Below are 12,523 nucleotides of genomic sequence, written 5' to 3' on the forward strand. Positions count from 1 at the left end.
CGAGCTCCAGAAGCTCCTCGTCGTCGACCTGGTCGACCTTGTTCAGGAACACGACAAGCGCCGGAACGCCAACCTGGCGCGCCAGAAGGATGTGCTCGCGCGTCTGCGGCATCGGGCCGTCAGCCGCCGAAACCACCAAGATCGCACCGTCCATCTGCGCCGCGCCGGTGATCATGTTCTTCACATAGTCGGCGTGGCCCGGGCAGTCCACGTGCGCATAGTGCCGCTTCTCGGTCTCGTATTCCACGTGCGCCGTCGAAATCGTGATCCCGCGCGCCTTCTCTTCAGGCGCCTTGTCGATCTGGTCGTACGCCGAGAACGTCGCGCCCCCGGTCTCCGCCAGAACCTTCGTGATCGCCGCTGTCAGGCTCGTCTTGCCATGGTCAACGTGACCAATCGTGCCAATGTTGCAGTGCGGCTTGTTACGTGAAAACTTTTCCTTGCCCATCGCTCACAACCAGTAGGAGTTGAAACTGCTGCGGCGTTTAACTGCTTGAGGTCGGAGAAACAAGTGCTTTTTGGGCACACCGCCAAACGACGTCGTCAAGGGGAGGCCAGGAGGCGGAGATACATCTTCACTCCCCGCCCTCGCCCGGCCGTTAGTCGATGAGGCGGGCGTTGCGCTCACCGTCGACTGAGAAATAGGGGCACTGGATAACGACCGTAATGTCATCGAAATCCCTGTCGGTCCAGGCATAGTCCCGCCAAGAGCCCGAAGCACCGGTTTGTCCCGGAGGACGGTCTTCCCAGCCATAGTACATATACTTGGTCTCGCTCTCGGTGGATTCACAGACTCCCGAAGCCCGTTCGGGTGTGCGGCCGGTTCCTTCCGGCACCACGCCGCCGGCGCTCACTTTCGTACATTCGTCAACCGTATCGCAGAGCACGGTCTCCACAATATCCACCGGCAGGTTGGAGTCGGGATGACGCAGGCCCTCATAGTCTTCGACGCCGTCATCGGTGAAGACGGTATCGGTATAGTAGTTGAACCGGCCCGTATGCCTGTCGCCCTCATTGTTCGTAGGGCTGCCGCTGTCCCAGAACTGCGGCGAATGTCGTGCAAATCGCACATTCTCAAGACGGAAGCTCAAATGCGAGCCATCCTCACAGTTCGGCATGAAATACCGGTAGGTCCGGTCGCCTGTACCCGCCCCGCTCTCCAACCTCCAGATGCCCTGCTCACGGCCATCGAGGCCCTCCTCGTAGGTCGCGATGACTTCGGCATACTCTGCAGCAAGGTAGGGGTCTTTTGGGGGGTCGTCGATACGGTCCTCTTCGTCGACCCCCAGGTCTGCGATAAATTCCGATCCGCCATTATCGGCAATCGGTACCATTTGCGTGCGTTTGGGCCGGTCGGGGTCACCCTCCGGCCGGTCTTCCCAATAGCAATACATCCAGAGCCGATTGTAGTCGCCGGCCTCACTATCGAGAAAGGTACTGACCGGCGCCCCGCGCTTCTCCACGGGCTCGATCAGCCGTGCCGTTGCCGCTACCGCCACCGCCTGGGTATCGGGTATTCCCGGCATCAGCTTGATGAAGGCAAGCGGCACATCGGCGCGCGCGGCAACCCGATAGTCAATCTCGTTCAGACACTCGCCCACCACGAGCACGTTGTCCGCCCATCTTCCATCGTACTGCGCGGCCATGGCGGCGTCGAAAACCGGCTCCCAGAGGTCATTGGGCACCAGACAATCTTCGAGATCGTCCGTGGTCACTCCCACCAGCGCATTGAGCGCCGCCGCATCGACCTGCGCCTGGAGGAAGTCGTGCACGTGCTTGATCCGCACATAATCAACGGCCCAGCCCGCCATGGCAATGAACGGTATCGCCATCAGCGCGAAGATGACGGCAACGACGCCCTGTTCATCGGTCCGGAAATTCGCCATTCAATGCGCCCCGCAAAGTGTCCTGTGCCGACCGAAAAAGCGGCCGGACTCCAGCAAGTCCGGATTCAACGGCGCTTGCCTAAGTACAAGACACTATATCCGCATGTATTTTCGGTAAATTTACACGGGTGAAGAGAATCTCAGCGAAACCCTTAGCCTTACGTTAGGGATAAGGCCGCGCCCGGTCCGCATAATATTGACACGCCGTTTCCACCTCTGCGCGCGACCCGATAATGATGCCCACCCGCTGGTGCAGGTCGGAGGGTTCGATCGAAAGGACCCGCGTCGTTCCCGTCGACGCCGCTCCACCGGCCGCCTCCACGATAAGGCTCATCGGATTGGCCTCGTACATCAGCCGCAACCGCCCCCCGCGCGCCTTCGTGCCTTCGTCTTCGGGGTAAAGAAAAACCCCGCCCCGGCACAAAATCCGGTGCAAATCGGCCACCATCGCCGCACACCAGCGCATATTGTAGGGCTTGCCCAAAGGCCCATCTTTGCCGCTGAGACAGTCCTCTATGAACCCCCGCGTCGGCGCATACCACTGGTGGTAGCGTGACATATTGATCGCGAATTCATTGGCCTCGACCGGGATCTGCACCCCGTCCTCGACAAGGACAAATTCCGCTGCGACCTCATCGAGCCCGAACATGGTGACGCTCTCGCCGGTGGTCAGCACGAGCACAGTCGCAGGCCCGTAAAGGATATAGCCGGCGGCCACTTGCTGTGTGCCCGTCTGCAGCACGTCCTCTTTTGTTACCCCGGCGGCCTTGCCGATATCGAGCACCGAGAAGATCGATCCCACGGCCCCGTTGACCTCGAGGTTGGACGAGCCATCGAGCGGATCGAACACCAGAGCGTATCGCGCATCCGGCCCGGCCGCCTCTACGGGCCAGATGTCCTCGAGTTCCTCGGACACCATCGCCGAAAGCACACCGCTCGCCGCTCCCCGGCGCAGAAAGATGTCGTTGGCGACGATGTCGAGCGCCTTCTGCTCCTCACCTTGCACATTGACGCTTCCGGCCTTGCCGTTCTGCCCGGACGCCGTGGCCACCCGCAGCGCCACCGAAATTTCAATCCCGCAATCGGCGGTCATCGCGAAAATTCGAGCCAGCGGCGCGGGAATGGATTGGGCTTTCATCCAGCTTTCAAGCGTCGTGCGGGCCAAAGTCTCATCCTTTTTGCGTGTAGTCGGACCTCTCTTATGACCAGCCGTCTGCCGCACTGTCCAGAACGACCAAAGTCCAATGCAACCGAAAAACCCCGGCAGGACATCCCGCCGGGGCCCATCCGCCGCAATGGTCGCGTTCAACGGTTCTTGCGGTTCGCGATCAGGTTGTCGACCACCGCCGGATCGGCCAGTGTCGAGGTATCGCCCAGCGCTGAAAACTCGTTCTCGGCAATCTTGCGCAGGATGCGCCGCATGATCTTGCCCGAGCGCGTTTTCGACAGCCCCGGCGCGAACTGGAGCAGGTCCGGGGAAGCGATCGGCCCGATTTCCTTGCGTACCCAATTGCGCAGTTCCGTCGCAAGGTCATCGCTTTCGGTCTCACCGGCCATCAGGGTGACATAGCAGTAGATCCCCTGCCCCTTAAGCGCGTGTGGATATCCGACCACGGCAGCCTCGGAGACCTTAGGATGCGCAACGAGCGCGCTTTCGATCTCAGCCGTCCCGAGCCGGTGCCCGGAAACATTGAGCACGTCATCCACGCGGCCGGTGATCCAGTAATACCCATCTGGATCCCGCCGCACGCCGTCACCGGTGAAATAAAAACCCTTATAGGTCGAGAAATAGGTCTCGACGAACCGCTGATGATCGCCCCAAACGGTCCGCATCTGCCCCGGCCAGCTATCGGCGACAACCAGAACGCCCTCGGCCTCTATCTCGGCAATCTCCTGTCCCTCGGGTGCCAGGACCCGTGTATCCACCCCGAAGAACGGCTTTGTCGCCGAACCCGGCTTTGTCGCGATCACCCCCGGCAGCGGCGTGATCATCGCTCCACCGGTCTCGGTCTGCCACCAGGTATCCACGATCTCGCACCGTCCCCGGCCCACATTGGCGTGGTACCATTGCCAGGCCTCCGGGTTGATCGGTTCGCCGACCGTTCCCAGAAGCCGCAGGCTCGAAAGATCGGCTCCCTCCACAAATGCGGTGCCCGCGCCCATGAGCGCGCGGATCGCAGTCGGCGCCGTATAAAGGATGCTGACCTTGTGCCGGTCCACCGCCTGCCAGAGCCGCGAAGCGTCCGGCCAGTTCGGCACGCCCTCGAACATCACCGTCGTCACCCCGTTGGCCAGGGGGCCGTAGACGATATAGGTGTGCCCCGTGACCCACCCCACATCGGCAGCACACCAATAAATATCATTGGGTTGTGGATCGAAGATCATTTCATGGGTTAAGGACGCCCAGACGAGGTATCCGCCCGAGGTGTGCAGCACACCCTTGGGCTTGCCGGTCGAACCCGAGGTATAAAGGATGAAGAGCGGGGCTTCCGCATTCATCGGCTCGGGCTCGCAGAAGGGTTCGACGCCTGCTGCCGCCTCGTGCCACCAGACGTCGCGCGCCCCCTTCATGGCAACGGAATTGCCCGTATTTTCAACGACGAGCACCTTTTCAACGCCCGGGCAATCCTCGAGCGCCTTATCGACATTGGCCTTGAGAGGCACCGCCTTGCCGCCGCGCCGGCCCTCGTCCGCCGTGATCACCACCCGCGCATCGCAATCGTTAATCCGTCCGGCCAGCGCATCGGGCGAAAACCCGCCGAAGACTACCGAATGGATCGCCCCGATCCGCGCGCAGGCGAGCATCGCATACGCCGCCTCCGGAATCATTGGCAGGTAGATCGTGACCCGCTCACCCTTCCTGACGCCAAAACTCTTGAGCACGTTCGCAAACCGGCACACTTCCTCGTGCAATTGCCGGTACGTGATTACCCGCGCCTCAGCCTTGGGATCGTCCGGTTCCCAGATGATCGCCGCCTTGTCACCGTTGTTTTCCAGATGCCGGTCGATGCAATTGGCCGAAACGTTCAGAACCCCGTCCTCGAACCATTTGATCGAGACGTCGGGGTACGCAAAACGGGTGTTCTTCACCCTGGTATACGGCTTGATCCAGTCCAGCCGCTTGCCTTCCTCGCCCCAAAATCCCTCCGGATCGGCAAGCGCCGCCTTGCTTCTTTTCTCGAACTCCGCCGGCGACAGCCGCGAATGGGTCGCTTTGAGCGGATTGGCGTGAACGTTCATCTCCAACCTCCCGGAAACTGAATTGGATATTAAGGACGCCCCTGCTCCGCACCCCAAGGGGACTGCGCCGCACCGGCGGCCGGGCCGCGTCTGTCGAGGCGCGGCCTTTCCCTCCCCTTCAGGGGGAGGCCTTAGGCATTGGGGGGGCGCCCTTAAATCGCCAGGTACTCGTGCCGCAATTCCGCGTTGTCGAGCACCTCCTGCGCGCTGCCCGAATAGGCAACCTCGCCGGTATCGAGGATCACCGCCCGGTCGGCGAGCTTGAGCGCGGCCACAGCGTTCTGCTCGACGATCACGGTGGTGATCCCCAATTGCTTGATCTCCTGCAAAATCCCCTCGATCTCCTGCACGATCACCGGCGCCAACCCTTCATAGGGCTCATCGAGCAGCAATAGCTTGATGTCCCGCGCCAGTGCCCGCGCGATCGCGAGCATCTGCTGTTCGCCGCCCGAAAGCGTCGTACCCTCCTGCCTGCGCCGCTCGGCGAGCCGCGGGAAATGCCCGTAAATCCGGTCGAGGTCCCAGCCCCCGCCGGGCGCTACCTGTGCGAGCGTGAGGTTTTCCTCCACAGTCAGCCCCTGGATGATCCGCCGGTCCTCCGGCACGAGCTGAATCCCGGCCCGCGAGGCCTCGAACGCCCGCATCCTGTGGACCGGCATCCCGTCGAGCCAGATTTCGCCTTTTTGCAGGCTGGGATTGTCCAATCGCGCCAGCGTCCGCAGCGTCGACGTCTTGCCCGCCCCGTTCCGGCCCAGAAGTGCAAGGATTTCACTGTGCTGGATGTCGAAGGACACCCCCTGCACAATATAGCTCTCCCCATAGTAGGCATGGATATCGCTGACCGCAAAGAACGGCGTGGCCTCTGTAGAGATCGAAACGCCCTCTTCGTTGACCTTTTCAAGTGCGCTCATCAGTGCGCTCCTCCGAGATAGGCTTCCTGCACCCGCGGATCGCCCCGGACAGCGTCCGGCAATCCCTCGGAAATGATACGTCCGCCCGCGAGCACGGAAATCGTGTCCGCAAGCGAGAAGACCACGTGCATGTCGTGTTCGATGATGACCTTGGTCATTCCACGGCTCTTGATCTTCTTCAAAAGCTCGATGGTCGTGTTGGTATCGTGCCGGCTCATGCCCGCCGTCGGCTCGTCGAGCAGCAGCAGCCTGGGTTTCTGGATAAGACACATCGCCAACTCCAGCCGCCGCTTGTCCCCGCGCGAAAGCGCCCCGGCGTGCTCGCCGATCCGCTCGGCGAGCCCGACATCCTCAAGCATCGCCTCGGCTTCCTCCCGGATCGCCGCCTCCCCGTCGAGCGGCCGGGTCATATTGATCCGGAACGCCCCGTCGCGCTTGGCAAAGGCGGGGGTCATGACGTTGTGGAGCACCGAGAGCTCGGGAAAGATCTCCGGTGTCTGAAACACGCGGCTCACCCCCAGCTGGTTGATCTCGTGCGGCTTCTTGCCCGTAAGCACCTCGCCGTCGAACACCACCGCCCCGCTGGTGGGCGGAATGCGCCCGATGATGACGTTGAGGAGCGTCGACTTACCCGCCCCGTTCGGCCCGATGATCGCGTGTGTCTTGCCTTCCTCGACCGCCAGGTCGATATCGGCCAGCGCGTGCAGTCCGCCGAAGTTCTTGTGAACGTCCGCAACGTGCAGGACGACGTTTTCTCGCATGTTCATCGCCAACTACTCCGCTGCCGAGGGGTTGAGTTCGTTACGCCGGTTTCGCCGCGCCGAGGAACCGGAGGGAAAAGCGGCGCGCAAACGCCGAACTCCTTCCATGATCCCGCCAGGCAGGAAAATCACGACCAGCATGAAGACGAGCCCCAGCGTCAAATGCCAGCCTTCCCCGACGAACTTCGAGGCGATCAGCACGACCCATTCTTCGACCCCGTCGGGCAGGAACGAGAAGACCCGATGCAGCGTGCCCTCGTTGAAGGCCGAGAAGATGTTCTCGAGATATTTGATAAGCCAAGCCCCGATGACCGGCCCGATCATCGTGCCGACGCCCCCGAGGATGGTCATCAGCACGATCTCCCCCGACGCCGTCCACTGCATGCGCTCGGCGCCCGCAAGAGGGTCCGTTATCGCAAGCAGCCCGCCCGCGAGCCCCGCATACATCCCCGAGATGACGAAGGCCGCCAGCGCATAGGGCCGCGTATTGAACCCGGTATAGCTCATTCGCGTCTGGTTTGACTTGATCGCCCGCAGCATCATCCCGAACGGCGAGACAAAGATCTTCTGGGCGATAAAGAACGAGACGAGCAGCACCACCGCGCACAGGTAGAAGGCCTCGAACCCGTTGAGGTTTGCCCCCAGAAGGCTCGGCGAGGGCAACCCGGCCCCGGCTTCTCCGAACAACCCATCGATAATGCGCGGATCGGTGCGAGCGAGTTGAAGCGCCGTCTCGCCATTGGTGATCGGTGTTAAAACCGAATAGGCGAGATTGTAGCTCATCTGCGCGAAGGCGAGCGTCAGGATCGAAAAGTAGATCCCCGAGCGCCGCAGGCTCACATAGCCGATCGCCAGCGCGAACACCCCGCCCATTACGACCGCGAAGATCAACGCCGGGATGGCGTCCATGGTCAAAAGCTTGAACGACCACACCGCCGTATAGGACCCCACGCCCAGAAACGCTGCGTGCCCGAAGCTCAGATAGCCGGTAAGCCCGAAGAGGATATTGAACCCTACGGCCAGGATCGCGAAGATCACGAACTTCTGCATCAGCCCCGGATAGGCGGCGCCGAACGGCTGCAGCCAGATCGGCATGGTCAGAACAACCACCGAGAAGACCGCGAAGGTGATGAGGTCCTTTTTCGGAAGGCGAAGAAAATCCATGGTCCTAGCCCTCCATCACGCCACGTCGGCCAAGAAGGCCCCGGGGCATCACAAGAAGAATGATCACCGCGACCAGATAGATGATAATCTGGTCGATCCCTGGAATGAGCGCCTTCACCTGCGTCATCGAAGCGAAGGACTGCAGGATTCCCAGAAGGAACCCCGCCGCCACCGCACCGGGCAGCGAGCCCATGCCTCCGACGACGACAACGACAAACGACAGGACGAGGAAATCCATCCCCAGATGGTAGTTGGGCGGCAACAGCGGCGTGTACATCACCCCCGCGAGCCCCGCGACAACCGCCGCGATCCCGAACATGATCGTGAAGCGCCTGTCGATATTGATACCCAAAAGCCCGACCGTCTCCCGGTCCGCCATGCCCGCGCGCACCACCATCCCGAAGGTGGTAAACCGCAAGAACGCGAACACGGCTCCGATCACGACAACCGAAAACAGAAGATAAACCAGCCGCCACAGCGGATATGTGACCGCCCCGGCCTGCAGGCCGATCCACGCGCCGACATCGGCAGCGCCGCGGAAATCGGCCGGCACGGGTTGCGGCCACGGGTTGGGGCCAAAAAACGTCTTGACCAGTTCCTGGAGCACGATCGCAAGCCCGAACGTCACAAGGATCTGCTCTGCGTGCGTGCGCTTGTAGAAATGCTTGATGAGCCCCCGCTCCATGGCGATACCGATCAGCAGCATCACCGGAATGGCGACCAGAATGGAAATCGGCACCGAATAGTCGACCATCACGGCGCCCCATTCGCCGAACCACTGCTCCGCCATGGGGGTCCGCACCTCCAGGGGTGAGCCCCAGGGAGACAATTGCGTCTCGTCGATGGTCACCGTTTCCATCGTAATGAACGCCCTGAAGGCGACAGCGCAGAACGCGCCGAGCATGAACAGGGCACCATGGGCGAAATTGACGACGCCCAGAGTGCCGAAAACCAGGGTCAGTCCCAAGGCGATCAGCGCATAGGCGCCGCCCTTGTCCAGCCCGTTGAGCAGTTGCGCGAGTATGGCATCCATTGATTTGGCTCCAGAACGATGGTCTTGCCCGGCCGCCGGAGCGGCCGGACAGAAAAGCGGCTAGAATGGCCTTGCGTCAGCACATGCCTGGATCGTAAGGCCCGAGCTCGCCGCCGAAGATCGCCGGGTCGTAGGTGACGCTGTCGCGCGAGGCGGTGTTGACCACTTCGAGCAGGTCGAACTGGTTGGAAGGCTCGGCCTTTCCCTGCACGACATAGACGTCTTTGAAGCACTGGTGATCCGAACCGCGATAAAGCGTCGGCCCGTTGCCCAGCCCGTCGAACTCGTAGTCTTCGAGCGCACGGATGACTTCGGGTGGGTAGAACGTTCCGGCCCGCTCGACAGCATCGGCGTAAAGCAGCGTTTGCACATAGGACGTGTGTGCTGCCTGGCTCGGCGGCTGGCCGTATTTCGCGCCGAACGACGCGGTGAACGCCTTCGAGCCCTCGTCCTGCAGGCTCCAATACCAGTTCGAGGTTCCGTAAACCTCCTGCATCGCATCCCCGGCACCGGCAGCCATAAGATCGGAAACCAGCGGCAGGACGATCTTGAAGTCCTTGCCGTTCGCCTGGCGGTCCTTGAGACCGAACTGCACGGCCTGGGTCAACGAGTTGATGCCGTCAAACCCGTAGTGGTTGAGGATCAGGACGTCCGCCCCGGAGTTCAGAACCGGGGTGATGTACTGCGAGAAATCGCCGGCACCCACCGGAGTACGTACGGTTTCTACGGTTTCCCAACCCTGCGCCTCGGTCGCCGCCATCACCGATTCCTCGGTGGTCCAGCCCCAGGTGTAGTCGGCGGTCAGGTGATAGGCCCGGCGGTCGGGGCCATAAGCGGCACCGAGTTGCGGGCCCAGCCCGACGCCGGTCTGATAGGCGTTGAAGAAGTGGCGGAAGCCGTACCGGCGCTTGTCCTTGCCCGTCGTGTCGTTCGAGTGCGTCAGCGCCGCCATGAAGATGACGCCCATCTCCTGACAAAGCCCTTGCACCGCGATCGCGACGCCGGAGGACGACCCGCCCGAAATCATGACCGCGCCGTCGCGTTCGACCATGCGCCGCGCGGAATCGCGCGCCGCATCCGACTGGGTCTGCGTGTCGCCGGTCACGAATTCGACCCGCTTGCCCAGAATGCCGTTGCCTGTCAGCGTGTCGGACGAAAACGTCGGGATCATGCCTCCGTCGCCCTCGCCATTGAGGTGCTCGACGGCCAGCTCGAACGCGCGCAATTCGTCTGCGCCCTCATCCGCATAAGCGCCCGTCAGCGGCACGTTGAAACCGAGCGTCACCGTATCGCCCGTCGGGGCGTTGCAGAACTCCTGTCCCCATGCTCCCCTGGAGAACATCATGGGTGAAACGCCGGTCGCAAGAATACCGGCCAGGCCGGTCTTCATGACGCTCCGGCGGCTGATACCGCGTTTTTTAAAGCTCATTAATCTCCTCCTTTGTTGCGGAGGCTCGAATCTTCATGCCGATGCTCACCGCTGGGGTGACACTATCCGCTTCCATTAACAGCCGCGCAATATCCCATTGTAAATCCACATAAATTTTGTAAATTATTGCACTCCATTCCGAAGTATGTTGTAAATTCGTTGACACAATGGCGGGAATGGGGAGGTCCATGCGCGCACCGATCGGGCTGAAAATCGCAACACGCCGCAAGGCTTTGGGCATCTCGCAGGCGGCTCTGGCGCGGCAGGTCGAGATATCCCCGAGCTACCTCAACCTCATCGAAGCCAACAAGCGCCAGGTCGGCGGCATGCTCCTCGCGCGCATCGCGGCCGAACTCGAAGTGGACCTCGACGCGCTCACCGGCGAGGCCGAGCACCGCCTGATGCATGAACTCGTAGAGGCCTTCGCCGATCCGGTCCTTGCGGGATCGAACATGGGTCTCGACGAAGCCCGCGCCCTCGTCGCCACCGCTCCGGAAACCGCCCAGCTCATCGCCCGCCTCTACCGCGCCTACGGCACCGCCAACGCCAATGCCGACGCCTATGCCAATCGCCTGCGCGCCGACCCTCTATTGAGCCAGTTGCTCCACCAAATCCTCTCGGGCATCACCGCCGTGCGCGCCGGCGCCGAAATTCTCGAAGATATCGAGGACCTGAGCGGGGAGGAACGCCAGCGCTTTATCGGTTCGATCACCCGCGAGACCAAGGGCCTCTCGGCTGTCGCGCGCAACCTCATCGGCCAGTTCGACCAGGCCAGCAGCGCCCGCCGCAGCGCCTCGATCCGCCGCGAGGTCGACGACATGATCTTCGCCGCGCAGAATTATTTCCCCGACCTCGAAGCCAGCGCGGAGGCCCTGCGCGCCCGGATAGACCGGCACGGCCCGTTTAGCGAAACCACACTGCAGTCCGCGCTCGAGACCGAGGACGCGATCGTTGTCCGTCGGGCCACACGTCTGCCCGCCGAACTCCACGAGGCCGGCCGCGCCTTCGGCTTTGACGAGGAAGCCCGCACGCTCTGGTTCCGCAATACCGTCCCCCAGTCCACCCGCCAGTTCCAGATGGCGCGCCTGTTCGCTCAGTTGAGGGCTCACGAAACCCTCGACGCCATCGCCGCCGGCCCTGCGCTCACAAGCGCGGCCGCTCGCCGCATGGCCCGTCGCTATCTGGGCTCCTACCTCGCCGGCGCCATTGTGTTTCCATACGACGCCTTCCTCGCCGACGCCCGGGCACAGCGCTACGACGTCGATGCACTCGCTGAACGATACAACGCCAGCTTCGAGCAGATCGCTCATCGCCTGGTGACACTCAGACGCGAGGACGACCAGGGCATTCCCTTCGGTTTCCTGCGCGCCGACCCCGCCGGGCGTCTGACCAAACACTTCCCTATCCCCGGCCTGCTGCTTCCGCACACCGGCCATGCCTGTCCGCTTTGGGCCCTCTATTCGGCCTTCCGCACCCCCGGCGCGGTCGTCCGGCAGGTTGCGCGGTTTTCCGACGGCTCGCGCTTTCTCTTCATCGCCAAGGCTGTAACCCGACGTTCCTCGGGTTTCGCCGACCAGGCCTTGCCTCACTCCATCCTGCTGGTCACTGACATCCTTCACGCCGATGAAACAGTCTACGCCGACGGCCTGGACCTCACCGACGCCCAGGCCGACATCCCCGTTGGCCCCACTTGCCGCCTATGTACCCGCTCCGACTGCGCCTCCCGCCAGGAAGACGCCTGGGCTCCGGGCGGCGCCGACCTCCCCGCCCATTCTTTGGCCGCCGTGGCGCCCGACACCGCCGAGTAGTGCGGTAGTCGGGCCGATTCGGCCGCCAGCCAGGCCTCTTGCCCCAAACTTATCCCCGCCTCTCTAACCTCGCCTATGATGCGCGTTACGGACCCGCTTTTATGGGCGCGAGCGCAACGAACGTTTGGGCGGGACCGGTCCGGGTCCGATGGGAGTCGTCCCAGCGGAGGCCCGAACGTCACCGTGGCCAGCCACAGCGATCCTGTGGTCACCGGGGAAACCTGGCGGGGATTGGCCCCAGCCCGAGCGGACGCCAAGCCTAAAATCCCGGATGTATGCGGCGAGGCGGGC

The 12,523-nt window shown here is 62.5% G+C and carries 10 protein-coding genes; 1 reads left to right on the forward strand and 9 read right to left on the reverse strand.

The annotated features are described in order from the left end of the window. The 9 genes from LSG43_RS07920 to LSG43_RS07960 all read right to left on the reverse strand — a co-directional run. The coding region (locus LSG43_RS07920) for a GTP-binding protein (protein WP_231802876.1) at positions 1 to 448 on the reverse strand (448 nt) is incomplete at its 3' end. 151 nt (positions 449 to 599) lie between these two features. Then, positions 600 to 1,886 carry a TadE/TadG family type IV pilus assembly protein gene (locus tag LSG43_RS07925; RefSeq protein ID WP_231802878.1) on the reverse strand — a complete coding sequence of 429 codons (1,287 nt, stop codon included), beginning with the start codon at positions 1,884 to 1,886 and terminating at the stop codon, positions 600 to 602. 163 nt (positions 1,887 to 2,049) lie between these two features. Continuing rightward, positions 2,050 to 3,051, reverse strand: a complete 1,002-nt coding sequence (locus LSG43_RS07930; protein WP_231802880.1) for a class 1 fructose-bisphosphatase — start codon at positions 3,049 to 3,051, stop codon at positions 2,050 to 2,052. 140 nt (positions 3,052 to 3,191) lie between these two features. Next, on the reverse strand, positions 3,192 to 5,126 hold the full coding sequence (gene acs / locus LSG43_RS07935) for an acetate--CoA ligase (RefSeq protein WP_231802882.1): 1,935 nt from the start codon (positions 5,124 to 5,126) through the stop codon (positions 3,192 to 3,194). A 152-nt stretch (positions 5,127 to 5,278) separates the two neighbouring features. Beyond that, positions 5,279 to 6,037: an ABC transporter ATP-binding protein gene (locus LSG43_RS07940; RefSeq protein WP_231802884.1), complete on the reverse strand. Its 759-nt coding sequence runs from the start codon at positions 6,035 to 6,037 to the stop codon at positions 5,279 to 5,281. Continuing rightward, on the reverse strand, positions 6,037 to 6,804 hold the full coding sequence (locus LSG43_RS07945; protein WP_231802886.1) for an ABC transporter ATP-binding protein: 768 nt from the start codon (positions 6,802 to 6,804) through the stop codon (positions 6,037 to 6,039). Before LSG43_RS07945 ends, LSG43_RS07940 begins: the two co-directional genes overlap by 1 nt. Before the next feature lie 6 nt (positions 6,805 to 6,810). Continuing rightward, positions 6,811 to 7,962: a branched-chain amino acid ABC transporter permease gene (locus LSG43_RS07950; RefSeq protein WP_231802888.1), complete on the reverse strand. Its 1,152-nt coding sequence runs from the start codon at positions 7,960 to 7,962 to the stop codon at positions 6,811 to 6,813. Between the two features lie 4 nt (positions 7,963 to 7,966). Then, positions 7,967 to 8,995: a branched-chain amino acid ABC transporter permease gene (locus LSG43_RS07955; protein ID WP_231802890.1), complete on the reverse strand. Its 1,029-nt coding sequence runs from the start codon at positions 8,993 to 8,995 to the stop codon at positions 7,967 to 7,969. A 76-nt stretch (positions 8,996 to 9,071) separates the two neighbouring features. Further along, positions 9,072 to 10,424: a substrate-binding protein gene (locus tag LSG43_RS07960; protein WP_231802893.1), complete on the reverse strand. Its 1,353-nt coding sequence runs from the start codon at positions 10,422 to 10,424 to the stop codon at positions 9,072 to 9,074. Positions 10,425 to 10,612: 188 nt separating this feature from the next. Between LSG43_RS07960 and LSG43_RS07965 the strand changes: the two genes are divergently transcribed. Then, positions 10,613 to 12,232, forward strand: a complete 1,620-nt coding sequence (locus tag LSG43_RS07965) for a helix-turn-helix domain-containing protein (RefSeq protein ID WP_231802895.1) — start codon at positions 10,613 to 10,615, stop codon at positions 12,230 to 12,232. Positions 12,233 to 12,523 lie beyond the last annotated feature (291 nt).

Origin of the sequence: Pelagibacterium xiamenense (assembly GCF_021166475.1) — a bacterium.
In the GTDB taxonomy this organism is placed as follows: Bacteria; Pseudomonadota; Alphaproteobacteria; order Rhizobiales; family Devosiaceae; genus Pelagibacterium; species Pelagibacterium xiamenense.